Below are 23,796 nucleotides of genomic sequence, written 5' to 3'. Positions count from 1 at the left end.
TTCGAGAGGTAAAACGCAGAACTACCTCTTTCTCAAACTGTTTCAGCCACGCCGAAGCAGAAACTGCTGACGAGTGGCTCAGATCATTCGCCTTCGCATGGAATCAGCTAATCTGAACGCGACCCGTTCGTCGGACACATGTTTTAATTACCACCCCCGATAGACTCAGATAGGTTGACAGATGGAGTATCCCGTCGCGAAGAGCGAGAACCTGGAAGTAACGTTTGCAGGAATCCTCGACCGGACCATCGGCCACGTCGAGGTTTCGTTGCTGGTCTTCGAGGCCGAGAACCACGGCGACGAGGAACACGTCTGGCGGTATGACGAGATGGTGTTGGTTGACGCCGACGGCACCGAGCACGATCTCGGCGATGCGGTCTCTGGCGAGACGGGAGATGCGGGTCACCTGCCCTCGGATTGGTGGACGAGCCCCAAGATCCCTCGATACTGGACGTCCCGGTGTGTCACCGACATCGACCAGCTTGATGCGGAGATGGCACCACTCGAGATACGGCACGATTACAAGGGCGAACGGTTCACGTTCGAGCTCTCGCCCAGACAGATAGAGTTCCTCCGCACGCACCCGAAGGATTTCGTCGAGGGAGATATGGAGGTTACCGACTTCGACGGACCCTACGATATCGCGGTAGTGGAGACGGTCACGCGGGATGGCGTCATTATCGATCAGGGAGTAGGGGACCATGGCACGCTCGTCGCCGCCCCATCACACCTCTCCGCGGACCTGGAGCCAGGGTCGCGGGTCGCGCTCGATGACGGCGTCATTGCGAAGGTGCTGACTGAGAAGGTCGATACTCGTGTTCGGTCGATGGAGATCGAGAGCCGACCGTCGGTTGGCTTCGAGGACATCGGTGGTCTCGAGGACGTGATCCGACGTGTTCGTGAGGTCATCGAGGAGCCGTTGTCGAATCCCGACCGGTTCACAGAGATCGGCATCGAGCCGCCGAATGGCGTCCTGTTGCACGGCCCGCCGGGGACGGGGAAGACGATGCTCGCGAAGGCGGTCGCCGCCAGCACGGATGCGTCGTTTATACGGATGGCCGGGTCCGAACTCGTCCGGAAGTACGTCGGTGAGGGCGCTCAGATGGTCCGGGAGGTGTTCGATGTCGCTGACCGGCGGAGTCCGGCGATCGTGTTCATCGACGAGATTGACGCCATCGCACGACAACGGAGTGCGGGTGGGAGCTCCGGGAACGAGGAAGTCCAGCGGACGCTGATGCAGTTGCTGTCCGTGATGGACGGCTTCGACAACTATGGCAACGTTCGGGTTGTCGCTGCCACGAACCGGTTCGACGTGCTTGATCAAGCCATCTTGCGTCCGGGTCGCTTCGACCGGCTCGTAGAGGTCCCCAAGCCAGACACGGCGGCTCGGGAACAGATCTTTCAGGTGCACCTTCGGGGTGTTGAGACTGCAAGTGACATCGACTACGAGGAGTTGGCCAATGTCACCGATGGGTTCACCGGGGCTGACATCGAAGCGACCTGCACCGAAGCTGGATACACGGCCATCCGGGAGGGCCGCAAGTCCGTGACCCAGATCGATCTCGTCGGGGCCGTACAGTCGATCAACGCCGAGGAACAGGCCCGACAAGAACAACGCTGAGGCCGCGTAGTCGCGTCCTTTGAACTGCGGGCACAAGCCGGGGACGGGGTTCCGCTGGGCGATGGGTTGCTTCGTCTGGGTGCACCCCTAGAGGTGAGTCGAGATGTCTGCAGAGCGGCGCTGACCCGTCGCCTGGTGCCGGAATCGGGAGACTAGTTATTTCAGTCATGATGACAAATAATGGTTCGAGCTGTGGAACAGCAATCTCCTGCGCAGGAGCGCTCGACGAAAAAGCGTCGGGGTTCGACGACCGGTCAGGTCGACACGTGGTCCCGCGTCCAACCGGGGTCGTTCCCGGTGAGGTCGATGATGTCGGACCGACACGCCGGGCAGTAGTCGGGGGAGACAGTCTCGGGGACGTACACCGCGCCGCCACACTTCACGCACGCGTCCACGTCGATTGTGACGCAATCCGCACAGATGTTGAAGTCGTCAGCCGTGAGCTCGCGCAGGGGTTCGAGCTTTTTGTCCAGGAGATACTCGTCGATGACGGTCTGGCAGCTGTGGCACGGTTTCATAGCGATGCGTGCTATCTCTTGTGACGCCCAGATATATACTTGTCTGCCAGTGCAAGATACCGGGTCCGTTCGAGATGTGCGTCTACCCTGGGCGATCGACGGGGTCGCGTCCCGGGCGAAAAGCGTGGTAACGTTACCCTCGGAAGGACTATACCCCGTCCCGGTGTACATCTGTTCGTAATGGCAACCGGTAAAGTTGACTTCTTCAACGACACAGGCGGCTACGGCTTCATTTCGACCGACGACGACGCTGTTGACGACGACGAGGACGTGTTCTTCCACATGGAAGACGTCGGCGGTCCGGACCTCGAGGAGGGTCAGGAGGTCGAGTTCGACATCGAATCATCCCCGAAGGGACCCCGCGCGTCGAACCTCACCCGCAAGTAACGATTCCGTCCGCCTGTCGTCGGTAACGACAGTCGGCATCCGTTCTTTCAGACTGGTACCGTACCAGTCACGTCCCCGGCCAACGAGTAGCGACCCTTCCTCCTGGTCGACCTTTTTACCCCGGGGACGAGAACGGGACCAGTACTACCGATGGGGGGATACAGTGAGGCGGTCCGACTGGTCGGGGGGACGGAACTCCGGGCGTTCATGCACGCGGTCCGTGGTGAGCCGGAGCGGTTCGAGCCGCCCGAATCATCCGACCCGCGACTGGTCGATCCCGTGGACGGGGCCTTCGAGACGGTCGAGGGAGCGACGCGACGTCTCGAGACGTTGGAGTCTCGGCTGCGAGAACGCGGGGACCGCAGGGCAGTTTTCCTGACCATCTACGTCCGGATGACGCGCGAGGTGCACGACGGCATCGCGTCGGGCCGGTTCACGGACCCGGAGTGGATGCGGCGGTACCTCGTCACCTTCGCGAACTACTACCGTCGGGCGTTCCTGGCCTTCGAAACAGGCGACGTCGCAGCCGTCCCGGACCCGTGGCGGGTCGCCTTCGGGGCCTCGATGCACGACGAGACACTCGTAGTCCAGGATGCGTTCCTCGGCGTGAACGCACACATCAACTACGACCTCGCGCTCGCGCTGGCTGACGTCGGCCTCGACCCGGATCGGGCGGCCAAGCGGACGGACCACCTCGCAATCGACGACATCCTGGCGGGACTGGTCGACGCCCAGCAGACGGCACTCGCGCGATTGTACGCCCCGGGTGTGCACGACGTCGACGCGCTATTCGGTCGACTCGACGAGTCGCTCACACTCCGCTCGATGATCGAGGGCCGGGCGCAGGCGTGGCGCGTCGCGGTCGTGCGTACCGACTTCGACACCCCACCCGTCCCAGGGTTCGCGAAGTGGGTCCTTCGGACGACAGCGACCGGCGGCGCACTGTTCGTCCTGAGTCCACAGCTCGACCCGGCAGTTCTCGCCCAACTCAGAGCGGTTGAACGGGACGACACGTCCCTAGACGGGCTCCTGACCCGTCTCGACGAACAGCTCGATGCCAGACACAGGTGAGAGTACAGAGGTGGCATCCTCCCCGTGGGAGACGACCTCGTCCTCGAACTCGGCGGACCGGGTCGGTGAGCAGGCGCTTCGGGGCCACTGGTGCGCGGTAATCGACGACGAACTTTTACCGTTCCTCGCGACGCGTGAACACATGGCAGGACGCTGTCCCCACTGCGAGGAGGAAGTGACACCCCGGAACGGCGGCGAACCAGGCGAACACTCCGGCGTTGCAACAGTCTGGGTCTGTCCCGTCTGTGACACCATCCTCAGCGTCTCGGAGTGGATGGACTGACCACCGTCCGCAAGATACTACACATGCCCCAGCACACACCGACCGCGACCTTCCAGCAGTTCACCGACGTCGCGACCGACGAACCCTATCTCATCGAGGGGTTGCCTGGTCACGGGCTCGTCGCCGCCATCGCGACCGACCTCGTCACCAGACAGCTCGAACTCGAACACCACGGGAGCATCGTCTCTGACGAGTTCCCGTCCGTCGCCCCGTTCACGGAGGGGCGCGTACAGGACCTCGTCCGTGTGTACGCAGGGGCCGACCCACCCGTGATGACGCTCCAGAGCGCCGTGGCACTACCGGGTCGCGCGTTCGGCCCGCTCGCGGACTGTGTCCTCGAGGACCTGGCCGTCGAGTTCGACCGCGCCATCTTCCTGACCGGCGCTCCGGCCGAGAACGAGGAGAACATCGGCGAGGTGTTCGGCGTCGCGACCACGGACGAGGTCGAGGCCGAGCTCCGCGAGGCGGACATCCCCATCGCGGACGGCTTCGGCCTCATCGGAGGCATCACGGGCGCACTCGTCTCGGCGTGCCATCGTGCCGACGTCCCCGCGTCAGTACTCGTCGTGAAGGCGAACCCCTACCTGCCGGACCCGGCTGCGGCGGAGTCGGTCATCGAGAACGCGCTCGAACCGCTCGTCGACTTCGACATCGACACCACGGAGCTGGCGGAGCAGGCCGACGAGATCCGCACGCAGATGGAGGAGGTATCGAGACACTACCAGCAGATGATGGCCTCAGAGGGTCAGGAGCCACCCGATGAGCCCACCGGGCCGACGATGTTCCAGTAGCGGGTGGCGCGAGCGCTGGGTTGGCCGGGTCCGCAGACCCGGCAGGTCCGCCGAACGACGAACGCTTCGCCGTGGCCCTCCAGGTCGACTGGGAAACCCTCGTCGTCCGCGCGGGTCCGACCGTCCGTCGCCTGTTCCACACCGTGCGCTCCCGTCCGCGGTTGCGTGCATCTCGAAGCCGGCTGGTGGTCACTCGTCGGTCGTGAGTTCCCGCTCTACCAGGTCCTCCAGCAACTCCTCGTACTCCAGTTCCGACCCCCGTATCTCCTCGAGGGCCTCCTCCATCTCGCGCTCCCGCTGTCTGCGCTCCTCGTCGAGTGCCTTCTTGTCACGCCCTTTCCGGGTGTCTGGCATATGCTACCATTCCACGCAATCCCTCCTAACCTTTGTGCTGTCCCGTCCGCCTGCACCGGCCCGTAGACCGCGTCTGGTACCGTGTCAGGACTCACCCGACTAGCTCGACCGACGAGTGCAGCGGCAGTCGCTCAGCAGTGGCCCTCACCGGACGACCTAAACCCTCGCCGAGCATCTGTACAGACGAACCGGAGGCCACCATGGAACACATCGAGTACGCCTACACCCACGGGATGAACGACGAGGAGATCGCAGAGCGATTGCACACCGAGGGGACAGGTGTACTCTCGCTCGCCGACGACGGCGACGCCTACGGAGTCCCGCTCGCGCACTACTACGACGGCGAGGACATCTACTTCAGACTCGGGATGACCGAGGACAGTCAGAAGCGCGACCTGCTCGAGCGTGGCGGCACCGTCTCGTACGCCGTCTACGGGACCGACGAGACCGATGACCCGCGTGGCATCGACTCGTGGAGCATCCTCGCGGAGGGGACGCTGACCCGTATCCCGGAGTCGGACCACGAACGCTTCGACACCGCGGAGATCAACCGACATTTCTCACCGATACGCGTGTTCGACGAGGACATCGAGGAGATCGAGATCGTCATCGTCCGCCTCGATGCCGACTCGGTGACGGGACGGAGGACGTCGTTCGACTGACCGGTCCGGCACCCTCAGCCCCCGAACTCGGTGACGACCTCCACGCCCTGGGTCCCGTAGTCGGTCATCGCGGCCAGCCGGTCCGACACCTCCGAGAGCGAGACCCGACGGGTCACGAGCGCCCCGGGGTCGATGCGGTCTGTCTCGATCATCCTGAGCAACTCGTCGAACCGCGTCGGTGGCATCCCGCGGGACCCGAGGAAGGAGATATCCCAGCGCGCCATCGTGTCGATTGGCAGCGCGACCTCCCCACGCTCCGCCTCGGTCGTCAGCCCGAGCTGGACGTGGGTGCCCCGCGTCCGCAGGCAGTCGACGCTGTTGCGGCAGGTCTCTGCACGCCCGAGCGCGTCGACCGAGACGTGAGCCCCGTCGCCGGTCAGCGACTCTATCTCGCCCGGCACGTCGTCGACGCCTGACGCGTCGACCGTCGCCGTCGCACCGAGATCGCTGGCGAGTTCGAGCGGTTCCTCGCGCACGTCCACGGCGACGACGCCGGCCCCGAGTGCGGCCGCGAGCTGGACCGCCGCGAGGCCGAGCCCGCCACAGCCGTGGACGGCCACCCAGTCGCCGGCGTCGAGGTCGACGCGGTGCGAGAGCGCGTGGAACGCCGTCACGTAGCGACAGCCGAGCGCGGCCATCTCCTCCGGCTCCACGTTCGACGGGAGCGAGACGGCGTTGTAGTCGGCGTTCGGGACGTGGACCGCCTCCGCGAACGCGCCTGGCGCATCCATCTCGAACCCGAGTGCGTAGCCGTCGTCGCAGACGTTGCCGTGGCCGTTGAGACAGTGCGGGCAGGCCCCGTCGCCGAGGTTGAACGGCACCGCCACCTGGTCGCCGACGGAGAGTCGCGTCACGTCCTCGCCGACAGCGACGACCCGGCCCGCGGGCTCGTGCCCGAGCACCTGGCCGAGCGGAACCTGGTCGTCGGCCCACTCACCGTGGCCCTGCCAGGCGTGCCAGTCGCTCCGACAGATACCGCAGGCTTCTACCTCGACCACCGCCCCGTGGGGTTCGGGGTCCGGTTCCGGAACGGACTCGATGCTCAGCGGTTCGCCGTAGGCCTCGAGGACTGCTGCGTGCATACCGGGACCGAGCAGGGGAACCACCTTAGCTCTGGGCCTGCCGGCGGACACGGGACCGACAAGAGCTAAGGGCTGCTGTCACGCAGTTCCCGACAGGATGTCGGTGGCCATCGGGACGTCGAACCCGTTCAGCGATCCGCTCCGGGGCGAGGAGCGTGCACTGGCGTTCGTTCGAACGTGGGTGAGACGATGAACGGACGGACGTCCGGTGACCGGCGGGACCGCCCGTTCGCCGCGACCTTCGACCGGTACCTCCAGGACAAGGGCAAGGGTCGCGGCGGCGAGGGCGGGAACTATCGGCGGAACGCCGCCCGCGAGCTGGACCGGTTCGCGGCGTGGGCGCGGGGCGAGCGCGGGCCTGCAGACTGGTCCGGGATCGTCCACGACGCCGACCGTGAACCCACCTTCGCGGACCTCGACGAGCGCGTCTTCCGCGAGTACGCCCGTCACCTCGCCGGCGACCGGGGGCTGAAGCCGAACACCGTCCAGACGTACTACGCGTACGTCTCCGCCTGGTGCGGCTGGTGCGTCAACGAGGGCTACCTGACCGCACACTACGCCCAGCGCGCGAGTGCGACGGCCCCGTTGCCCACCGACGACGGCCGCAAGCCCGGCGACCAGCAGGCGTGGACCCCGGAACAGCGTCACGCGCTGACCCGTCACGTCGACGAGCAGGCCCGTGAGGCCATCGAGACGTACAGCACCCTGGACCCGGACACCGACCGGCTCGACAGGGAGCGCGCCCGCTACCACGCGCTTCGAGCCGCCCGGGACCGCGCGCTCGTCTTCGTCGTCGCCTACACCGCCGTCCGTATCGGCGAACTGCTCCGCGACCCCGACGACCCGCGTCGACGTGGCGTCCGCTGGGGCGAGGTCGACCTGGACGCCGGCAGCATGGAGGTTTACCGGAAGAAACAGCAGTGGGACGCCGCCAGCCTGCCCGACCCGGTGCTCGGGCCGCTCCGACGCTACCGTCGGTTGCTCGACCCGCCGAGCGACCGCTGGCCGGTGTTCCCAACCTTCGACCAGCGGACCCTCGGCGAACTGGTGCAGGAGGGGCTGGCGGACCGGGGAGTCCGCCCTGCAGAGATCGACGCCCGACGCGACGAACACGCCCGCGACCTGCTCCTCGCGCTCGACGCCGACCTGCGGCCACCCTCGCTCACGACCGACGGCGGCCGGAGCGTGCTGCGTCGTGTGACGACGGCGAGTGACGTCGACGTCGACCACCCGAAGCACGACTACCTCGCTCCCCACGGCGGCCGTCGCGGCATGGGCGAGGTGCTCGTGCGGGCGTTCGGCTACACCGTCGCCGCCCGCTACCTCGACAACTCCGAGGAGATGGTCCGCGACCGCTACTCCCACATCGAGGCCGGCGAACTCGGCGACGTGGCGACGGAGGCGCTGGACGAAGTGGACCGCTGACCGGGACGGGATCGCCCCCGCCGCCTCGCTCCGGACTCAGGGGGACCCGACAACGTCGATGATCTGCGGGGCCTCGTACACGCGGTACCGTTCCGACCCCGAGATTTCCTCGACGATGCCCTCCGCCTCCAGAGCCTCGATGGCGTCGTACACCGCCTGTCGCGACCGGCCGGTCGCCTCGATGGCCCTGCTCGCAGTCAGGTAGGGCTCCTCGAAGACATAGTCGACCACGTCGCGGACCGCCGGACGGTTCGGGAACAGGTCGTGGTACTCGGTCTGGAGCGCCTGGAGTCCGACCCCACAGTCGTACGCGTCGATGGCCTGTTCCGCGACCGCGTTCAGGACGAACGTGATCCACTCCTCCCACGCCCCGTCCCGGCTCACCGCCAGCAGGAGGTCGAGGTACCGCTGCCGACATCGGTTGAAGTACTCGCTCAGGTAGAGGTACGGCTCGGGGAGCAGTCCCGCGTCGTACAGCTAGAGCATCATCAGCAGCCGGCCCAGCCGGCCGTTCCCGTCGCGGAACGGGTGGATGGTCTCGAACTGGTAGTGGGTGATGGCCACGTCGACGAGCGGTGGGTACGACCCACGGGTCACGTAGGCGACGAGTTGGTCCAGGAGGAGGTCGACCGTGTCCGGGCTCGCCGGGACGAACCGGGCGCTCTCGGCCGACCCGTCCGGCGAACCGATGTACACCGGTACCTCTTGGAGTTGGCCCGGGTGCTCGTCGACCCCGCGGGTGTCGTGCAGCAGAATCCCGTGGAGCTCCCAAATCAGGCGACGCTCAGCTGCTCGCCGTCGCCGAGGCGCTCGAACCCCTGCCTGACCGCGTCGACGTAGTTGTACGCCTCCCGCACGTCGCGCGAGTCGGCCGCCGACCGCTCCGGAGCGCTGTCGATCTCGTGCAGGATGATGTCCGAGTCGGTGACGTTCGTCCCCTCTATCTGCGAACTCATCGCGGCCTCGCGGACGACGAACGGAGCGATGAGCAGGTTATCGTTGTCCACGTTCCGGTGGAGGGTCGCCAGTCGCCCGAGCGCGTACTGCGCGTCGCCGTACACCCGGAGCAGGTCGTCGGTGTACTCGATCTCCGGCGGAAGGCTCGCCGGCCGGTAACACGGCAGGCCGTCGTAGCGGTCTATGGTCCCAGGCCCGTCCGCGAACTCCGCTGGGTCCATCTTGCCGTAGACTGCACACCGAACGGTGATAAATCTACTAAATAGGGTTTAAGCTGATTTAGATAGGAGATTGACCCCGTCTGTGTCAGCGAGGACGGCTCTCCGGAGATGGGCCAGGACTTCTCTTGACACAGACTGTCAGCTGCGTGGCCCTAAGTCTACTAGACAGAGAAAGGTTGATTTTGATAGGAGAGAGTGCCGGCTGTGTCAACCGGGACGGGTCGTAAGCGGACCCGTGCTCGATGACACACCACCGGTTCGAGAAAGGCAGTCATCGTGATTCGGAAGCAGTCCCGGATCTGGCTGCGCAATCGCCACCTCTCGCGTGGGCGGCGAGTCGACGGGATTCGACACGCAGATTGCGGGCGACCTGAGCGAACTCGGCCGCCCGGTCTCGGGTGAGGTGCTCATCCGACGGGAGACGTTCACACCGTGGGACGGGTTCGACGAGACTACCGAGGAGTGGCTCCCTCCGACTGGGAATCGCAGTCCCGCTATATCTCCGTTGGGCACGTACTAGATGACGGTGAATATCGATGACCAGAGCGACCACCTACACCGAACCCACGGAGACCCTCTCGCTCACGAAGTACGACGACCGCACGGTCGCGGGCCTGCTGCTGTTCGTGCTCGGTGCCGGGTTCATGACCGCCATGATGCTCGCGGCGGCCCTCGTGCCGGGCTACGACTTCCGGGGCGGCGCAATCAGCGACCTTGGCGTGTCCAGCGAGTCCGCACTGCTGTTCAACGGCAGCCTCCTCGTCGTCGGCGTCCTGAACCTCGCCGGCGGCTACCTGCTCTACCGCCGCCACCGCAAGCCGTGGCTGCTCGCCATCTACGCCCTCGCGAGTGTCGGAGCCGTCGGAACCGGGCTGTTCCCGCTCGACACCGGTGACGTACACTCGCTGTTCGCGCTCCTGGCCTTCCTGTTCTTCAACCTGGAAGCCATCGGGACCGCGACGTTGCTCCGCGGCGCGATGCGCGCCATCTCCGTTCTCGCTGGCGTCCTCGGCATCGTCTTCCTCGTCCTCATGGCAATCGGAGACGGCGGGAACACGGCCGCCTTCGGTCCAATCGGCCACGGCGGCACCGAACGCATGATCGTCTACCCGGTGATGCTCTGGCTGGTCGCCTTCGGCGGCTACCTGCTCGGGGACACTCCCACGCCGACCGACAAGTAGTTGCGTCCTACTCGCCTGTGAACTGTCGGTGGGGCGACCGAAATCGGCAAACGGGATGGCTGCGTAGGGCGGCACCAGATGACGGACCCAGTCGGTCTCGATGGACGCGACGAACCGGCACGGAACGGCGAGGACCACTCGGAACTGCTCTCCGAGCTGGACTCCCACGACCTCGCGCTCTCACTCAAAGTCGTCGATACGGACGACACGGACGTGTTCAAACCCGACGACGAGGGCGACCCAGACGAGGTGTTCCCGCAGTCCGTCGCGAGCGGCGGGCCGACGCCCTCCGGGGTCATCCTCTGGACGCGCATCGCGCCGGGGGTCTTCGACCCCGAGACCCCGCTGGCCGTCGAGGTAGCAGAGGACGAGTCGTTCGAGACGACGGTGTACGACGGGGTCGTGACCGACTCCGACAGCATCCGGTCGCACGACATCACCGTGAAGGTCGACCTCGACGGGCAGCTCGACCCCGATAGCCGCTACTACTACCGGTTCGTCTACGACGGCGTCGCCTCGCGCACCGGGCGATGCCGCACGCTCCCGCACCCGAACGACTCGCCGGAGTCCGTCTCGTTCGCCGTCGTCGCCTGCCAGAACTACCTGAACGGCTACTACCCCGCCTTCCACTACATCGCCAACGAGGACGTAGACTTCATCGTCCACGTCGGCGACGCGATCTACGAGTCCGACGCTGGCGATTTCAAGGGGTTCGGCTCGTACGACTACCCCGGCCGGGAGAAGGACCTGCCGAGCGGCAACGGCCGCGTCTGGAACCTCGAGGACTACCGGTACCTCTACCGGACGTACCGCTCCGACCGCTTCTTCCAGGAGGCACTGGAGTCCCACACGCTCATCGTCGGCTGGGACGACCACGAGCTCGTCAACGACGTCTACTGGGACAGCGAGACGGACGCCCCCGCCGGCGACCACCCCCGGGGCGACGACCCCGAGTTCATGACCGAGCTCGTCGCAGACGGGATGCACGCCTGGTGGGAGTTCATGCCCGCCCGCGTCGAGTACGACCCAAACGGCGAGTCCCTCCAGGACCGTTTCCGCCTGTGGCGCGAGCTCCAGTTCGGCGACCTGGTCACGCTCGCGATGACCGACGAGCGGCTGTTCCGCGACCCGCCGCGGGAGGCCATCCCGACGGTCGACAACGTCGGGCCGCAGTACGAACCTCCGGGACGGACCATGCTCGGCGAGGAGCAGCGCGAGTGGCTCATCGACACCATCACCGGGTCGGAGACGCGGTGGACGGTCTGGGCCGACGAGGTGCTGACGGTGCCGTTCCGCATCGGGTCCGGCCCGCTCTCGGTGTACCCCGTACAGGGCGGGTGGGACGGCTACACCCGCGAACGCCACCGGATCACCGAGTCCATCGGGGCCGCCGACGTGGAGAACTTCGTCACGCTCACCGGCGACATGCACTGCTACGTCGCGGCGTACCAGCAGACCTCCTACCCCGGCCGCGTCACCGGCGGCGAGGGCGTCGCACAGGGCGAGCCCATCGGCGTCGAGTTCATGACGCCGGCCATCACGTCGCTGAACGCCGCCGAGGCCCTCCACATCACGCGCGGCTGGCGGGGGAAGATAACGGAGCCGCTCCTGACGAGACTCGTCACCGCGATGAACCCACATATCGAGTTCTTCGACAGCCACAACTGGGGCTACTCGACCGTCGAGTTCACCAGGGAGGACTGCACCTACGTCGGCTTCGCCGTGGACAAGACCACCGACTCGGAGTTCGCCGACCGCGACGTGGTCGCCGCCTACCGGGTCCCCGAGGGGAAGGTCCAGTTGAACGACGTGACGGGGACCTACCGGCGGCGCTACCCGTCACGGTAGTGGCTCAGGCACCGGCCCTCGTCCCGAGCTCGACGTCGAGCGGGTCCTCGATCTCCCCCATCACCGCCTCCAGCGCGTCCGTGGCCGTGATGAGACCGATCGTCGTGCCGTCCTCGACCACGAGCGCCAGCTCCTGCTGTTCGCGCTGGAAGACGTCGACGGCGTCGCTGATCTTCGTCTCGTCGTCGATGGTCAGGGGGTCCGCGGCCACGTCCTCCCAGTTCGCGGTGCCGGCCCTGAGGTCGTCGATGCGGTCGACGACCGCGGGGACGTAGACGATGCCGAGGAACTCGTCGAGGTCGTCGCCCACGAGCGGGAACCGGGTGTGGGGGCTCGACCCGATACGGTCGAGGTTCTCCTCGACGTCCGCGGCCCGGGAGAGGAAGACCACCTCGTCCACGTCGGTCATCACCTCCCGGACCGACCGACCACCGACGGTGAAGGCGTTGAGTATCTCCTGCTTGCGCTCCTCGCTGAGCTCGCCACGGTCCAGCAGCGAGCCGAGACGGTTCCGGAGCTCGGCGCGCGACTCGACGCGCTCGGACTCCGTCTCCAGCCATGCGCCCGTCATCTCGATGTCGAACAGACCGAGCGTCCACTTCGCGACCCCGTCGCCGACGTAGATGGCGGGCGAGACGAGCGTGGCGAACCAGTGCAGTGGCGTCGCTCCGTACCGCGCCACGAACTTCGTCCGCTCGACGCCGAGGTAGGTCGGGGTCTGCTCGCCGTGGGTCAGGTGGAGCAGGTTGATGAGGAGGAACGCGAGTGCGGCCCCAGCACCGATGGACGCCAGCGCGGTGTTCTCGAGGAACGGTTCGAACAGTGCGGCGAGTGCGGGCTCGGCGACGATGCCGACCGCGATGCTCGACGCCGTGATGCCGACCTGACAGCTCGTCAGGTAGATCTCCAGGTCGTTGGTCATCTCCCACGCACGGCGGAGTCCGGGGCTGTCGAACTCCGATTCGGGGTACTGGCGGACCCGGGTGAGCGCGAACTCGATGGCGACGAAGAAGCCGTTCGCCAGGATGAGGAGCACGCCGGCGACGAGGCGAGCCACCACCTCGAACTCGTTCATACGTGGTGCTTATCGTGGGGACGTCAAGTCTCTGCTGACGGTTCCCACGTTCTGGGGCCACCGGTGTGACACGTGGACAGGCTCCCAGCAGTCGGGAACCGGGCGAAGTATCTTACATCCCTGGGGCCTACGTCGACACGATGTACGACAGAATCCTCCTTCCGACGGACGGTGATACCAGCACGACGAACGCCACCCGTCATGCCATCGACCTCGCTTCGGCCACCGGAGCGACGCTCTCGGTGCTGTACGTCGTCGACGAGGACATCTACGGTGCATATCCGGGCGACGAGTACGTCCACGACCACGAGGGAGCGGAGTCCGGGCTCGAGGAGGCCGGCCAGGCCGAACTCGACGCTGTCCGCGAGCGGGGCGAGGACGCCGACGTGGCAGTCGAGACGACGATGCGCTACGGCCGCCCACACGAGGAGATCCTGGACTTCGTCGCCGAGAGCGGCACCGACCTCGTGGTGATGGGGACGAAATCCCGCTCCGGCGAGTACCGGCAGTTGCTCGGCAGCGTGACCGACCGTGTGGTCCGACTCACAGACGTGCCGGTGACCGTCGTCAAGACCCAAACCGATTGAAACACGTCGCCCGCTCGGGGGTCTCGGCAGTCGGAGGCCGAACGTTTTGGGCCTCGATTTTCTACAGGCATCGGGTTCTGTTACAAAACGATTATAACGAGTTGCCCCGAATGTAGACTCGACCCCTGGGCACGTTCGTATCAGCTGTTCACTCCGGTAACGACCCGGGCACGGTCCGTTGCTGGGGATATGAGGGGCACCAGATGGTGGATTCGTCCCACGAACGCTCGTACGACACGGGGAAGCATGGGGAAACAGGTGTCAACTAATGCAACACGATAGTCAGACAGGTACGGGAGAGACCGAACGCCAGCAGTACGATTTCGAGGGGACAGATCCGACGGTGGCGGTCATCCAGTCGCTCGCGAACGCGACCGGAGAGGACCCGACCGAACTGGAGTCGCTGTTCGGCCACATCGATCCGGACGCCCTGAACACGCTTCTCCTCTCGAGCAATCGCTCCGACCACGACCAGGTCACGACTGTCTCGTTCACCGTCGATGGCCAGCACGTGAACGTCGGATGCGACGGATTCGTCGTCGTGACAGAGGCGGACTGAGAGCGGCGCACAGGTCACGTGCGGGGCCGCCGGGAGCGCCGTACTCCGGTCACTCCGGGTCGGTCCCCCCGAGTAACGCCCCGATCAGCGGGTGGACCGTCGTGCAGCGGCGACCAGTGCGACGGCGAGCACCGCGACCACGCCGACGACCGCACCGAAGCCCGGGGAGCCTCCGCTCCCGTCAGTCGGGGTATCCGTGGATGCGTCGGTGGTCGAAGCGGGGTCCTCCGTCCCCGCGACCGTGGTCTGCGTCGGGGTGGGTGTCGGTGTGGAGGTCGGGGTCGGCGTCGATGTCGGCGTCGCGGTGTTCGGACTGGACCCCGCCACCATGCTCTCGTTCACGACGATCAGTTCGCTGACGGACGTGGTCGAGCCGTCCTCGGCGAACGCGGTGACCGTTACGCTCCGGAGACCGGTCTGTTCGAACTCGTGGACGACGGTGCCGGACATGGTCCGCTCGTCCTCCTGCCCGTCGCCGTTCCAGTCCCACTCGTAGGCGGTGATGGAGCTGTTCGCGTGGCTCGCGTCGACCTGGAACTCCATCGCGCCGCCGTTCTCGACGATCCGCTCGTCCATCGTGGCCATCGGTGAGACACCGTCCGGACAGCTACCGGCACGGACGCGGACGTCGTTGTTCATGCTGAGCTCCTGCACCCCGCCGTCGGCGGAGCGCAGGTACCAGCCCTCGGTCCGGTTCTCGCCCTGCGCCCAGCTCCAGCTCTCCCACTTGTCCGACGCCTCGTTGAACCCAGGGTCGATGGTTATCCAGGAGCCGTTCGTTGCCTCGATTCCGCGGAAGGCAGCGCCGTCGTTGCGCTCGCCGGACCACTTCCAGTCGATGCTGGCCTCGGTGCCGTTGGCGAAGTAGTCGAAGTTGTCCTCGCTACCATTGTACCCGTCGTCCTCGACCGCCCACTCGCCGCTCTGGGGCAGCCCGTAGATGTCGAAGGTGATGGTACCGCCGTGTTCAGCACGGATCTTGTCGTGGACCATGAACATGCTCGTGCCCTGGCTCCCGTCGTAGAACCCGAGGACAGAGCCCTGGTTCGTCTGCAGTTCCTGGGTGCCGTACGAACCCCACTCGTCGCCGGGCGGGGTCGTGTTCGGGGTGCGGTAGTCGTAGAACTCGGACACGGTGGAGCTGCCGTCGCCGTGGGGCGACACCTCCCAGCACTGGTCGCCCTGCGCGACCGCGACGGTCCCATCTGGTGGGGCCGTTGCGACAGCAGCGACTGACAGGCTCGTCAGTACCATCGCACACGTGAGTGCGACGGTTACGACGATTCGCCGTTTCGATGAGTCGTTCGGGGACATTCGCCTCGCTCTTTCCGGAACGGAGGGTTTGTAACCATGAGGTTACCGGGAATACCGAGGTTCCTACTCGTCCCGCGACCAGCAGCGTCGGGACATAGAGAGGGACTACCTTTTGTCGGTGCGAATCTCCCGGGGTCGGGAGCGGAACAGGGCAATATATAAGATTGTTTTTATTACATATATGAGTAGAGGGCCGATTCCATCGGGGGGTTCGAGTGTACCAACAGGATTTTATCTCCGTGGTGTGAATATTTCACTCATGCGGAGACCGGGAGCGCCGACGGATAGGGATGGCGGTGAGGACGATACCGGGGTGATACGGACGACGTTCGACTGGGCGGAGACGCCGCCGGCGATGGCGGTGGTCGAGACCCTGGCCGTCGCCACCGACACGGAGATACTCGGTGTCGACCCCCTGGTCGACCACCTGGACCCGGACGCGCTGAACGCACTCATCGCGGACGAAGACCGGCCCGACGCGGGGACAGTCGTTTCCTTCAGGATGACCGGCCACGAGGTGTCCGTCCACGCCGACGGAACGCTCGTACTCGTGCCGATGGACTCCGAACGGTGACTGGTTCGGTGGGCTTACTGCCACAGAACTGGCCAGCCCCGACGGTCCGTCCGGCCCTTCTCCCGGGAGTCCTGGAGTACGACCCGGAGGACGGTCTCGGTTTCCCGTATACCCCGGATACCCCATTAGGAACCTCCTAGACGACCGTTCGCCGCTCGAAACGGACTCGCGACTTTATGGTCATCAGCGGGAATCCAGATGCTGATGCTTCCGAGCCAGCAGCCCCAATCAGAGGGACAGACGAAAAGATTGCGACTGCCCAACGAGCTGACGACGGCTCAGTCGAAACTCGTGTACCTCGCACTCGCGCAGGAGGGGGACCACACGGTCCGCCAGCTGTCGAACCGGCTGCAGCTCGGCGCGAGCGAGATCTATCCCGTGCTGCGCGTGCTGCGCGACGAGGGCCTCGTGGTCCAGCGTGGGGAGTGCTACACGCTGGAGGAGCCCTGACGATGCCGGCCTGCAACAACTGCGGCAAGTACGTCTCCCACGACTTCGTCCGCGTCTTCGGACAGGGGGGCGAGGTCGAACACTGCATCGACTGCGCGAGGAACGCCGACCTCCACGCCGGGGCGGCCGCCCGCTGAACCGGAGCCGCACGAGCGCGCTTCGAATCGGACCGCCGGTAGGTGGTCAATAGCAATGAGACGACAGTGCCACCCCGGAGTGCATGCAGACCGTCATCCTCGCCGCCGGTGACGGGAACCGTCTCCACCCGTTGACCGACGCGACGCCGAAGCCCTTGCTGCCGGTGGGGTCGGGCTCGCTCCTCGCCGAGACCGCTCGGACCGCGGTCGAGGCCGGCGCTTCGGCCCTCTACATCGCCGTGCCACCGGACTACAGACGCTTCCACGAGGAGCTGGGCGACAGCATCGACGGGGTTCCCGTGACGTTCGCGGTGCAGCCCAGACCGGTCGGGACGGCCGACGCGGTCCAGCGGGCCACCCAGTACTTCGACGGCCCGTTCGCGGTGCTCCCGGGTGACGCCCTGCTCGACCGGGGGTCGGTCCGAGCACTGTTCGAGCGGACTCCAGCGGTCGGCATCGACCCGGAGAGCGAGCACGCGACCCAGGCGGTTGGCGACGGTGGGAAGCCCGACGGGATGTACCGCAGTCGCGAGTGGAATCTGCCCGGGCGACCCACCGGTGCGTGTGCGCTGCCCGCGTCGGCACACGACCTGCTCGAGGTCGGCATCTGCGAGACCGGCGAACGCGAGTTCGCGGACGTGCTGTCGCGGCTGCTCGGCGAGGTCGACGTGGAGCCCGTCGAGCACGGCTACGTCGTCGACGTCGACAGACCCTGGGACCTCCTGGCGGCGGCCGAGGTCAGCCTCGGGGCGTGGGCTGCAGAGACCAGAGGGCCTTCGCACGAAGGCACCGTCAGCGAGCGAGCGCGACTGAGTGGGGCGGTCAGGGTCGCCACGGACGCCCGGGTCGGCGACGGCGTCGTCGTCGAGGGTCCCGTGATCGTATCCGCCGGCGCGACCGTCGCACCGAACGCCATCGTCCGTGGGCCCAGCTACATCGGTCCCGACGCCGAGATCGGACACGCAGCCGAGGTGACCCGCAGCGTCGTCCAGCGCGGGGCGACCGTCGGCCACGCCGCCTTCGTCGCGGACAGCATCGTCGGGGCGAACGCGAGTCTGGCACCCGGCACGACCGTCGCGAACCGTCGCCACGACGGCGGGACGGTCGTGGGACGCGCGGGCCAGGAGCGCGTGCCCACCGGACGCACCACGTTCGGTGCGGTCGTCGGTCCCCGCGTCAGCACCGGCATCGACACGAGCATCGACGCGGGCGTCACGCTGTCGACCGGGAGCCACACGGAGCCCGACGAGTGCGTCCTGACCGACCGATGAGCGGCCGCGTGGTCGGCAGTCGTCGCTGGATGGTACACCTCTGCTCTCGATGGACCATCGCGAACTTATCGACGAACGTGGCGACCGCGACATCGTCCAGAAGCGGCGACATCGGAGTACCGGCCGGACACTCGAACTGCCACGGCGGGTCGACGAGTACGACGTCGACCTCCTCGTCCTCGGCTACTGCGGGGCCAGCCACACCCGGACCGACAACATCGGTCACGGCTCCGAACGCGTCGTGATGCACTCCGACAGGCCGATACTGCTCGTCTGAGGGGAGTTCATCCGAGCCTAGTGGCCGCACGTTCTCCATAACAAAGCCCGACACTCGCCCAGATGCTCGCGTCACGACCCCCGGACCGAACCGGGGAGACCGGGCAGACACATGCAGCTAACCGTCAAAGAACTTCGAGACGACACCGCCAGGAAGGGCCGAGCGACGGTCGACCTCGCCGCGATGTCCCGGCTCGGCCTGATGAGCGGAGAGCACGTCGAGGTCCGTGGGCCGGACGGCGTGGTACACCCCCGGGTGTGGCCCGCCCACGTCGAGGACGAGGGGGCGAAGGTGATCCGCCTGGGGTCGACACACCGCCACGCGGTCGGCGTCTCCGTCGAGGACACCGTCGAGCTCCACCCGACCGATGTCGACGAGGCCGAGGCGCTGCTGCTCGGGGTGCCCGAGAGCTGTGATCTGACTGAACCGCTCGCACGGACGATCAAGGACCACCTCGTCGGCTGTGTCGTCGAGACGGGCGATACGGTCGCCACACCGACCAACGGGGAGATCTCACAGGACCGGGTTCCCGTCCGTGTCGCCGGGACGCGCCCCGAGAGCCCCGTCGCGGTCGTCGAATCGACCGGCATGAAGCTCCAGACGTACTGCGATCGGGCGGAGGCCGGTGAGGACGGGCCGACGTACACCGACGTCGGTGGACTCGACGAGGCGCTCCACCGGGTCCGAGAGCTCGTCGAGCTCCCCCTCCGCAACCCGTCGCCGTTCGACGAGCTGGGTGTCGACCCACCGACCGGCGTCCTCCTGTACGGCCCACCCGGGACCGGGAAGACGCTCATCGCCGAGGCCGTCGCCAACGAGACCGACGCGAGCTTCGTCTCCCTCTCCGGCCCGGAGATCGTCTCCCGGTACTACGGCGAGAGCGAGGAGCAGCTCCGCGAGGTGTTCGAGCACGCCGCCGAGAACGCCCCCGGCGTGGTGTTCATCGACGAGATCGACGCCATCGCCCCGAAGCGCGGCGAGGCCAGCGGCGACGTCGAGCGTCGCATCGTCGCCCAACTGCTCACGCTGATGGATGGCACGGACGCTGCCGACGATGTGGTCGTGCTGGGCGCGACCAACCGGCTTGACGCGGTCGACCCGGCGCTCCGGCGGGGCGGCCGGTTCGACCGCGAGGTCGAGGTGTCCGTCCCCTCGGCCGACGAGCGACTCGACATCCTGGAGATCCACGCCCGTGGGATGCCACTCGCCGACGACGTGGACCTCGAGCGCTACGCGGAGCGCACACACGGCTTCGTCGGCGCGGATATCGCGGCCCTCACCCGTGAAGCCGCGATGCACGCACTGGAACGCGTCGACGGGGGGCCGGGGAGCGCCCTCGGCGCGACCATCCTCGGGACCCTGGAGGTGACCGACGAGGACCTCGACGTCGCGCTGGCCTCGGTGGACCCGTCCGCGCTGCGCGAGCTCTCGGTGGAGGTCCCGGACGTCAGCTGGTCCGACGTGGGCGGGCTCGACCCGGTGAAGCGCGACCTGCGCGAGGCCGTCGAGTGGCCCCTGCAGCATCCCGACGTGCTCGACCGGGCCGGTCTCGACGGCGGGCAGGGCATCCTGCTGTACGGCGCACCCGGCACCGGGAAGACACTGCTTGCCCGTGCGGTTGCGAGCGAGTCGGACTGCAATCTGCTGTCGGTCCGCGGTCCCGAGCTCCTGTCGAAGTGGGTCGGCGAGTCCGAACAGCGCGTCAGGGAGCTGTTCGAGCGCGCCCGGGACAACGCACCGTCCATCGTCCTCTTCGACGAGATCGATGCCATCGCGGCCCAGCGAGGACGGTCGACGGGCTCCGGCGTCGGCGAACGGGTCGTCGGGCAGTTGCTGACCGAGCTCGACGGCGTCGAACCGCTCTCGGACGTGCTGGTCCTCGCGACCACGAACCGACCGGACCTCGTCGACGATGCCCTGCTCAGACCGGGGCGGCTGGACCGGGAGGTACACGTCCCGCTCCCCGACCAGTCGGCTCGGCGGGAGATCTTCGCGGTCCACGCGGCGAACTCGCCGGTCGACCCCGCCGTCGACTTCGGCCGTCTCGCGGGACGGACCGCCGGCTACGTCGGAGCCGACATCGCGGCCGTCTGCCGACGAGCCGCGACGGCCGCGACCCGGGAGTACCTGCACTGCGAGCGGGACTCGCTCGTGGTGGAGTACGGGCACTTCGAGCGGGCACTCGAGGCTGTCGACCCGAGTGTCCAGTCCGCTACCGTGGACCAGTACGAGTCCCGAAACCAGCAGGAGCCCGCCGCACAGGAGGGGCCGAGTGGGTTCGAGTGAGCCGTTCTGGACCGCTCAGTCGGCGTCTCTCGTCACGACCACGAGTTCGTGAAGGGTCGCGGCAGCGAGCTCGATGTCCGTGGCGACCTCGGCGGGAGAGCGGGCCAGCGTAGCCGACTGTGACCCCGTTTCGTACTCCACGAGCCCCGCTCGTGCGAGCTTCGGCAGGTGGTTGTGGTGGAGTTCGAGCTGCACGCGGTCGGCCTCGCTCTCGTCGATGGCGGGCAGCCGTTCGGTGAGTTCTTCGACGGTGAGTGGTTCGTCCTCTGTCGCGAGTGTGGCGAGCGCCTGTCGGCGTCGACAGTTCGAGAGGAGAGCGAGCAGTCGGTCCTTCCCGACGCTCACTTGCGGGTCCGTGTCGTCCATACACCGGGACGGATGTCATCCTCGGTCAAGGTTAGGATGCTCCTGTCGCTGGCGTTGTGAGGACCCACAGGACCTGAACAGTCGGGGACGCGAGCCAGTTTGGAGCCGCCGTCCTCCTGCACGTATAACGCTCCTACCGGGGTAACACCGGCCGTACCACGATGAACCGTTCTCGGGGTTTATATCGAGTTCAGGCATTGGCACCGTTCGCGGACGAACGCCGGTCATGTGACCGGGAGTCCGCGAAACACCCATGGTTCGAAACTTCGAATCCGGCGATCGGGGAAGCGAGGTACACTCCGCAGACGGTGAGATGATCGGTACAGTCACCGCTGTGAAAGGCAACCGTCTCCATGTCGAGCCGGACACCGGTCTGGCGAGCAACATCCGTCAGATGCTCGGCTGGGAGGGGGACGAGGAGGAGTACGAGCTCCGACACGACGCAGTCGACAAGATCTCGGGCGACGAGATACACCTGAAGAGGAACATCTAGGGGGACGACAGCGGCGACCACGTCACTGGGGGGCGACAGCGACGAACCTGTCCGACGGGCGTTCCGGAATCACGGTCCGTGGACCCGTTTTTCGACCGCTTCGAGGTGGTCCTGTCCGACGATGGCGACGACCGACCCGGACGAGCGAAGCGACCGGAGCCGGGCGGCCATCGTCGCCTCGCGGAGACGGTCGAGGTCGAGCACGTCGGGCGGAAGTTCGACCGCCCCGAGCAGCGAACGACTCCGTGAGAGCTGTCTGTACTCGTCCTCCGCCTGTGCCTCGGGCGGGTCGTCCGCGGAGACGTCGAACTCTCGCGGCACGTCGGGCACCAGTCTGAGGTGGGTCCGAGCGTCGAGCATCGCCGCCACGCGGTACCGGAGCGCGTGCCGGAGGATGGGCGTCGCGCCGGCGAGCACACCTGCGACGGTCTCCAACGGTGGGCGCTCCGACCCGACGTATCCGGCGAGTTCGCGCACGAACCGACGGTTGGGTGCGTCGATGCCGACGGCGCGGCTCTCCCCCCGCTCGCTCAGTGCGGCGGCCATCTCGCCGCCGTAGCGCGGCGGTGAGTCGGCCCGGTCGGCGTGGCGCTCGAACAGCGGCATCCCGAGCTGGGGTAGTTCGAGGGCGAGCACGGACGGCTTCAGGCGACGCACGGTCTCGGCGGCCCGATACAGGCTCGACGGGTGGTCGTGGACGACACCGACGAGCAGCACCCAGCCGTCGCCGTCGCTGGCGGGGATGTGTCTGAGCCAACGGTCGTGGAATCGGGGGTCGGTCTCGGGGGACGGCAGCGAGGTTGTCGGGTCGGGCACGGACATCGGGGGAGTGGGGTAGTTCCGTACTACCTCGGTCTATCACGGATATGGGATGGCTACGTATCAATGTGTCGTGGCAGGCGGTGCCCATGTGCAATGTTGTCAGGGTGTCAGGTCCGCGAGGGTGTCCGGCGAAAACAACGGCCTACCGCGCCTAAGGGTCGTATACTAAAACCGATCCTCCGTGACCCCGGCGTATGGACATCCGAGACGCACACGGCATCGCCGAGGACGTGCTCGACGAGGTGACCGCGGCGGTCATCGCGGACCGCCAGGTGCTCCGAACCACCCTCACCGGGCTGTTCGCGCGGGGACACGTGCTGCTGGAGGACGTGCCGGGGACGGGGAAGACCCTCACCGCGCGCAGCTTCGCGAACGCGCTGGGGCTCTCGTTCAACCGCATCCAGTTCACCCCCGACCTGCTCCCCTCCGACGTGACGGGGACCTCCATCTTCAACGAGCAGGCGCGTGACTTCGAGTTCAGCGAGGGACCCATCTTCGCCAACGTCGTGCTCGCCGACGAGATCAACCGTGCCTCGCCGAAGACCCAGGCCGCGCTGCTGGAGGCGATGGACGAGAAGCAGGTCACCGTCGACGGCGAGACCCACGAGCTGCCGACGCCCTTCTTCGTCATCGCGACGCAGAACCCCGTCGAACAGGGCCAGGGGACGTTCTCGCTGCCGGAGGCCCAGAAGGACCGCTTCCTCGTCAAGCAGAGCCTCGGCTACCCCGGCAGGGAGGGCGAACTGGAGCTGCTGAACCGCCGCGAAGCACGGTCGACGCCCCTCCCGGAGGTCGACTGCGTGGTCGACGCCGCAGACGTGCCGGCGCTCCGGGAGGTGCCCGAGACGGTCCGCATCGACCCCGACCTCAAGGAGTACATCGTCGACATCGTGCACGCGACGCGGGACGACAGGCGGGTCGAGGTCGGCGTGTCGCCGCGTGGCTGCCAACGGCTCTTCGAGGCGGTCAGGGCGTACGCGGTCCTCGACGGACGGGGGTACGTCGTTCCCGACGACGTGAAGACCCTCGGGCAGGCGGTGCTCGCCCACCGGATCATGCTCACCCCCGACGCCATGGTCGACAACGTGAAGAAGTACGACGTGGTCGAGGACGTGTTCGAGGAGGTCGGCGTCCCGACCGTCAACCGGACCGTGAAGACACAGCAGCAGTAGCGCCCCGTTCTG

The 23,796-nt window shown here is 66.8% G+C and carries 29 protein-coding genes and 1 pseudogene; 20 read left to right on the top strand and 10 right to left on the bottom strand.

Annotated features, from left to right (window positions below; translation table 11 throughout):
• Together NO345_RS16585 and NO345_RS16580 are read left to right on the top strand one after the other, a co-directional pair.
• Positions 1–116, top strand: a pseudogene (locus tag NO345_RS16585) (IS6 family transposase); the annotation flags it as partial.
• 65 nt (positions 117–181) lie between these two features.
• On the top strand, positions 182–1,621 hold the full coding sequence (locus NO345_RS16580; protein ID WP_256301065.1) for an AAA family ATPase: 1,440 nt from the start codon (positions 182–184) through the stop codon (positions 1,619–1,621).
• Between the two features lie 254 nt (positions 1,622–1,875).
• Here NO345_RS16580 and NO345_RS16575 read toward each other — a convergent pair whose 3' ends face one another.
• Positions 1,876–2,139 carry a DUF7571 family protein gene (locus tag NO345_RS16575; protein ID WP_256301073.1) on the bottom strand — a complete coding sequence of 88 codons (264 nt, stop codon included), beginning with the start codon at positions 2,137–2,139 and terminating at the stop codon, positions 1,876–1,878.
• A 180-nt stretch (positions 2,140–2,319) separates the two neighbouring features.
• Here NO345_RS16575 and NO345_RS16570 point away from each other — a divergent pair, with 180 nt between their 5' ends.
• The 4 genes from NO345_RS16570 (at position 2,320) to NO345_RS16555 (ending at position 4,671) form a co-directional block, all read left to right on the top strand.
• Entirely contained in the window at positions 2,320–2,526 is a 207-nt protein-coding gene (locus NO345_RS16570) for a cold-shock protein (protein ID WP_089735669.1), read from the top strand.
• Between the two features lie 150 nt (positions 2,527–2,676).
• Complete coding sequence (locus NO345_RS16565) at positions 2,677–3,597, top strand: DUF5995 family protein (RefSeq protein WP_256301063.1); 921 nt, start codon at positions 2,677–2,679, stop codon at positions 3,595–3,597.
• Between the two features lie 142 nt (positions 3,598–3,739).
• On the top strand, positions 3,740–3,880 hold the full coding sequence (locus NO345_RS16560; protein ID WP_256301062.1) for a phage terminase large subunit family protein: 141 nt from the start codon (positions 3,740–3,742) through the stop codon (positions 3,878–3,880).
• 23 nt (positions 3,881–3,903) lie between these two features.
• Positions 3,904–4,671 (top strand): proteasome assembly chaperone family protein, encoded by a 768-nt coding sequence (locus NO345_RS16555; RefSeq protein WP_256301061.1) that lies wholly within the window; start codon positions 3,904–3,906, stop codon positions 4,669–4,671.
• A 189-nt stretch (positions 4,672–4,860) separates the two neighbouring features.
• On the opposite strand, the gene NO345_RS16550 is transcribed toward NO345_RS16555, so the two are convergent.
• On the bottom strand, positions 4,861–5,025 hold the full coding sequence (locus tag NO345_RS16550) for a hypothetical protein (RefSeq protein ID WP_256301059.1): 165 nt from the start codon (positions 5,023–5,025) through the stop codon (positions 4,861–4,863).
• A 200-nt stretch (positions 5,026–5,225) separates the two neighbouring features.
• On the opposite strand from NO345_RS16550, the gene NO345_RS16545 reads away from it, so the two are divergent.
• A complete protein-coding gene (locus NO345_RS16545; protein WP_256301057.1) occupies positions 5,226–5,687 on the top strand; it encodes a pyridoxamine 5'-phosphate oxidase family protein in 462 nt (153 codons plus the stop codon).
• Between the two features lie 14 nt (positions 5,688–5,701).
• Here NO345_RS16545 and NO345_RS16540 read toward each other — a convergent pair whose 3' ends face one another.
• A complete protein-coding gene (locus NO345_RS16540) occupies positions 5,702–6,769 on the bottom strand; it encodes a zinc-binding dehydrogenase (protein WP_256301055.1) in 1,068 nt (355 codons plus the stop codon).
• A gap of 189 nt (positions 6,770–6,958) precedes the next feature.
• Here NO345_RS16540 and NO345_RS16535 point away from each other — a divergent pair, with 189 nt between their 5' ends.
• Positions 6,959–8,194: a tyrosine-type recombinase/integrase gene (locus NO345_RS16535; protein WP_256301053.1), complete on the top strand. Its 1,236-nt coding sequence runs from the start codon at positions 6,959–6,961 to the stop codon at positions 8,192–8,194.
• 36 nt (positions 8,195–8,230) lie between these two features.
• On the opposite strand, the gene NO345_RS19885 is transcribed toward NO345_RS16535, so the two are convergent.
• The 3 genes from NO345_RS19885 to NO345_RS16520 all read right to left on the bottom strand — a co-directional run bounded on the left by NO345_RS19885 (position 8,231) and on the right by NO345_RS16520 (position 9,372).
• Positions 8,231–8,578 carry a helix-turn-helix domain-containing protein gene (locus NO345_RS19885; RefSeq protein WP_256301051.1) on the bottom strand — a complete coding sequence of 116 codons (348 nt, stop codon included), beginning with the start codon at positions 8,576–8,578 and terminating at the stop codon, positions 8,231–8,233.
• Between the two features lie 93 nt (positions 8,579–8,671).
• Positions 8,672–8,944, bottom strand: a complete 273-nt coding sequence (locus NO345_RS16525) for a Fic family protein (RefSeq protein ID WP_256301071.1) — start codon at positions 8,942–8,944, stop codon at positions 8,672–8,674.
• A gap of 23 nt (positions 8,945–8,967) precedes the next feature.
• On the bottom strand, positions 8,968–9,372 hold the full coding sequence (locus NO345_RS16520; RefSeq protein WP_256301049.1) for a Fic/DOC family N-terminal domain-containing protein: 405 nt from the start codon (positions 9,370–9,372) through the stop codon (positions 8,968–8,970).
• A 536-nt stretch (positions 9,373–9,908) separates the two neighbouring features.
• On the opposite strand from NO345_RS16520, the gene NO345_RS16515 reads away from it, so the two are divergent.
• Together NO345_RS16515 and NO345_RS16510 are read left to right on the top strand one after the other, a co-directional pair.
• On the top strand, positions 9,909–10,553 hold the full coding sequence (locus tag NO345_RS16515; RefSeq protein WP_256301047.1) for a DUF998 domain-containing protein: 645 nt from the start codon (positions 9,909–9,911) through the stop codon (positions 10,551–10,553).
• A gap of 78 nt (positions 10,554–10,631) precedes the next feature.
• Complete coding sequence (locus NO345_RS16510) at positions 10,632–12,401, top strand: alkaline phosphatase D family protein (RefSeq protein WP_256301045.1); 1,770 nt, start codon at positions 10,632–10,634, stop codon at positions 12,399–12,401.
• A gap of 4 nt (positions 12,402–12,405) precedes the next feature.
• Here the strand turns inward: NO345_RS16510 and NO345_RS16505 are convergent, their stop codons facing one another.
• Positions 12,406–13,476 carry a hemolysin family protein gene (locus tag NO345_RS16505; protein WP_256301044.1) on the bottom strand — a complete coding sequence of 357 codons (1,071 nt, stop codon included), beginning with the start codon at positions 13,474–13,476 and terminating at the stop codon, positions 12,406–12,408.
• 140 nt (positions 13,477–13,616) lie between these two features.
• Here NO345_RS16505 and NO345_RS16500 point away from each other — a divergent pair, with 140 nt between their 5' ends.
• Together NO345_RS16500 and NO345_RS16495 are read left to right on the top strand one after the other, a co-directional pair.
• Positions 13,617–14,063: a universal stress protein gene (locus NO345_RS16500; RefSeq protein WP_256301043.1), complete on the top strand. Its 447-nt coding sequence runs from the start codon at positions 13,617–13,619 to the stop codon at positions 14,061–14,063.
• Positions 14,064–14,331: 268 nt separating this feature from the next.
• Entirely contained in the window at positions 14,332–14,622 is a 291-nt protein-coding gene (locus NO345_RS16495; protein ID WP_256301041.1) for a HalOD1 output domain-containing protein, read from the top strand.
• A gap of 84 nt (positions 14,623–14,706) precedes the next feature.
• Here the strand turns inward: NO345_RS16495 and NO345_RS16490 are convergent, their stop codons facing one another.
• Positions 14,707–15,876 carry a PKD domain-containing protein gene (locus tag NO345_RS16490; RefSeq protein WP_256301040.1) on the bottom strand — a complete coding sequence of 390 codons (1,170 nt, stop codon included), beginning with the start codon at positions 15,874–15,876 and terminating at the stop codon, positions 14,707–14,709.
• Positions 15,877–16,195: 319 nt separating this feature from the next.
• Here NO345_RS16490 and NO345_RS16485 point away from each other — a divergent pair, with 319 nt between their 5' ends.
• The 6 genes from NO345_RS16485 (at position 16,196) to NO345_RS16460 (ending at position 20,931) form a co-directional block, all read left to right on the top strand.
• Entirely contained in the window at positions 16,196–16,510 is a 315-nt protein-coding gene (locus NO345_RS16485; RefSeq protein WP_256301039.1) for a HalOD1 output domain-containing protein, read from the top strand.
• Between the two features lie 204 nt (positions 16,511–16,714).
• Positions 16,715–16,960, top strand: coding sequence for a helix-turn-helix domain-containing protein (locus tag NO345_RS16480; RefSeq protein WP_256301037.1), 246 nt, complete (start codon positions 16,715–16,717; stop codon positions 16,958–16,960).
• Between the two features lie 2 nt (positions 16,961–16,962).
• The gene (locus tag NO345_RS16475; RefSeq protein ID WP_256301035.1) at positions 16,963–17,097 is read left to right on the top strand and encodes a DUF7563 family protein; all 135 of its coding nucleotides are present in this window, start codon (positions 16,963–16,965) and stop codon (positions 17,095–17,097) included.
• A gap of 83 nt (positions 17,098–17,180) precedes the next feature.
• Positions 17,181–18,368 (top strand): sugar phosphate nucleotidyltransferase, encoded by a 1,188-nt coding sequence (locus tag NO345_RS16470; protein ID WP_256301033.1) that lies wholly within the window; start codon positions 17,181–17,183, stop codon positions 18,366–18,368.
• Between the two features lie 49 nt (positions 18,369–18,417).
• The gene (locus tag NO345_RS16465) at positions 18,418–18,645 is read left to right on the top strand and encodes a universal stress protein (RefSeq protein ID WP_256301031.1); all 228 of its coding nucleotides are present in this window, start codon (positions 18,418–18,420) and stop codon (positions 18,643–18,645) included.
• Between the two features lie 111 nt (positions 18,646–18,756).
• Positions 18,757–20,931 (top strand): CDC48 family AAA ATPase, encoded by a 2,175-nt coding sequence (locus tag NO345_RS16460; protein ID WP_256301029.1) that lies wholly within the window; start codon positions 18,757–18,759, stop codon positions 20,929–20,931.
• A gap of 15 nt (positions 20,932–20,946) precedes the next feature.
• Here the strand turns inward: NO345_RS16460 and NO345_RS16455 are convergent, their stop codons facing one another.
• A complete protein-coding gene (locus NO345_RS16455) occupies positions 20,947–21,297 on the bottom strand; it encodes a DUF7344 domain-containing protein (RefSeq protein WP_256301027.1) in 351 nt (116 codons plus the stop codon).
• Positions 21,298–21,550: 253 nt separating this feature from the next.
• Here NO345_RS16455 and NO345_RS16450 point away from each other — a divergent pair, with 253 nt between their 5' ends.
• Positions 21,551–21,790, top strand: a complete 240-nt coding sequence (locus NO345_RS16450; protein ID WP_256301025.1) for a DUF8593 domain-containing protein — start codon at positions 21,551–21,553, stop codon at positions 21,788–21,790.
• A gap of 69 nt (positions 21,791–21,859) precedes the next feature.
• On the opposite strand, the gene NO345_RS16445 is transcribed toward NO345_RS16450, so the two are convergent.
• Complete coding sequence (locus tag NO345_RS16445; protein WP_256301023.1) at positions 21,860–22,606, bottom strand: hypothetical protein; 747 nt, start codon at positions 22,604–22,606, stop codon at positions 21,860–21,862.
• 200 nt (positions 22,607–22,806) lie between these two features.
• On the opposite strand from NO345_RS16445, the gene NO345_RS16440 reads away from it, so the two are divergent.
• Positions 22,807–23,784, top strand: coding sequence for an AAA family ATPase (locus tag NO345_RS16440; RefSeq protein ID WP_256301021.1), 978 nt, complete (start codon positions 22,807–22,809; stop codon positions 23,782–23,784).
• The last annotated feature ends 12 nt before the right edge of the window (positions 23,785–23,796 follow it).

Source organism: Haloarchaeobius salinus, from assembly GCF_024464185.1.
Classification (GTDB): Archaea; Halobacteriota; Halobacteria; order Halobacteriales; family Natrialbaceae; genus Haloarchaeobius; species Haloarchaeobius salinus.
The sequence above is the reverse complement of the archived record's forward strand: the minus strand, read 5'-3'. Positions and strand labels throughout refer to the sequence as shown.

What these genes read in the sequence shown, in the direction of transcription:
- NO345_RS16485 (WP_256301039.1), top strand. Translation starts at nt 16,196, where the DNA reads ATGCGGAGACCGGGAGCGCCGACGGATAGGGATGGCGGTGAGGACGAT.
- NO345_RS16580 (WP_256301065.1), top strand. Translation starts at nt 182, where the DNA reads ATGGAGTATCCCGTCGCGAAGAGCGAGAACCTGGAAGTAACGTTTGCA.
- NO345_RS16495 (WP_256301041.1), top strand. Translation starts at nt 14,332, where the DNA reads ATGCAACACGATAGTCAGACAGGTACGGGAGAGACCGAACGCCAGCAG.
- NO345_RS16550 (WP_256301059.1), bottom strand. Translation starts at nt 5,025, where the DNA reads ATGCCAGACACCCGGAAAGGGCGTGACAAGAAGGCACTCGACGAGGAG.
- NO345_RS16500 (WP_256301043.1), top strand. Translation starts at nt 13,617, where the DNA reads ATGTACGACAGAATCCTCCTTCCGACGGACGGTGATACCAGCACGACG.
- NO345_RS16510 (WP_256301045.1), top strand. Translation starts at nt 10,632, where the DNA reads ATGACGGACCCAGTCGGTCTCGATGGACGCGACGAACCGGCACGGAAC.
- NO345_RS16540 (WP_256301055.1), bottom strand. Translation starts at nt 6,769, where the DNA reads ATGCACGCAGCAGTCCTCGAGGCCTACGGCGAACCGCTGAGCATCGAG.
- NO345_RS16555 (WP_256301061.1), top strand. Translation starts at nt 3,904, where the DNA reads ATGCCCCAGCACACACCGACCGCGACCTTCCAGCAGTTCACCGACGTC.
- NO345_RS16535 (WP_256301053.1), top strand. Translation starts at nt 6,959, where the DNA reads ATGAACGGACGGACGTCCGGTGACCGGCGGGACCGCCCGTTCGCCGCG.
- NO345_RS16455 (WP_256301027.1), bottom strand. Translation starts at nt 21,297, where the DNA reads ATGGACGACACGGACCCGCAAGTGAGCGTCGGGAAGGACCGACTGCTC.
- NO345_RS16465 (WP_256301031.1), top strand. Translation starts at nt 18,418, where the DNA reads ATGGACCATCGCGAACTTATCGACGAACGTGGCGACCGCGACATCGTC.
- NO345_RS16545 (WP_256301057.1), top strand. Translation starts at nt 5,226, where the DNA reads ATGGAACACATCGAGTACGCCTACACCCACGGGATGAACGACGAGGAG.
- NO345_RS16470 (WP_256301033.1), top strand. Translation starts at nt 17,181, where the DNA reads ATGCAGACCGTCATCCTCGCCGCCGGTGACGGGAACCGTCTCCACCCG.
- NO345_RS16565 (WP_256301063.1), top strand. Translation starts at nt 2,677, where the DNA reads ATGGGGGGATACAGTGAGGCGGTCCGACTGGTCGGGGGGACGGAACTC.
- NO345_RS16490 (WP_256301040.1), bottom strand. Translation starts at nt 15,876, where the DNA reads ATGGTACTGACGAGCCTGTCAGTCGCTGCTGTCGCAACGGCCCCACCA.
- NO345_RS16450 (WP_256301025.1), top strand. Translation starts at nt 21,551, where the DNA reads ATGGTTCGAAACTTCGAATCCGGCGATCGGGGAAGCGAGGTACACTCC.
- NO345_RS16460 (WP_256301029.1), top strand. Translation starts at nt 18,757, where the DNA reads ATGCAGCTAACCGTCAAAGAACTTCGAGACGACACCGCCAGGAAGGGC.
- NO345_RS16475 (WP_256301035.1), top strand. Translation starts at nt 16,963, where the DNA reads ATGCCGGCCTGCAACAACTGCGGCAAGTACGTCTCCCACGACTTCGTC.
- NO345_RS16480 (WP_256301037.1), top strand. Translation starts at nt 16,715, where the DNA reads ATGCTTCCGAGCCAGCAGCCCCAATCAGAGGGACAGACGAAAAGATTG.
- NO345_RS16575 (WP_256301073.1), bottom strand. Translation starts at nt 2,139, where the DNA reads ATGAAACCGTGCCACAGCTGCCAGACCGTCATCGACGAGTATCTCCTG.
- NO345_RS16505 (WP_256301044.1), bottom strand. Translation starts at nt 13,476, where the DNA reads ATGAACGAGTTCGAGGTGGTGGCTCGCCTCGTCGCCGGCGTGCTCCTC.
- NO345_RS16515 (WP_256301047.1), top strand. Translation starts at nt 9,909, where the DNA reads ATGACCAGAGCGACCACCTACACCGAACCCACGGAGACCCTCTCGCTC.
- NO345_RS16440 (WP_256301021.1), top strand. Translation starts at nt 22,807, where the DNA reads ATGGACATCCGAGACGCACACGGCATCGCCGAGGACGTGCTCGACGAG.
- NO345_RS16560 (WP_256301062.1), top strand. Translation starts at nt 3,740, where the DNA reads ATGGCAGGACGCTGTCCCCACTGCGAGGAGGAAGTGACACCCCGGAAC.
- NO345_RS16570 (WP_089735669.1), top strand. Translation starts at nt 2,320, where the DNA reads ATGGCAACCGGTAAAGTTGACTTCTTCAACGACACAGGCGGCTACGGC.
- NO345_RS16520 (WP_256301049.1), bottom strand. Translation starts at nt 9,372, where the DNA reads ATGGACCCAGCGGAGTTCGCGGACGGGCCTGGGACCATAGACCGCTAC.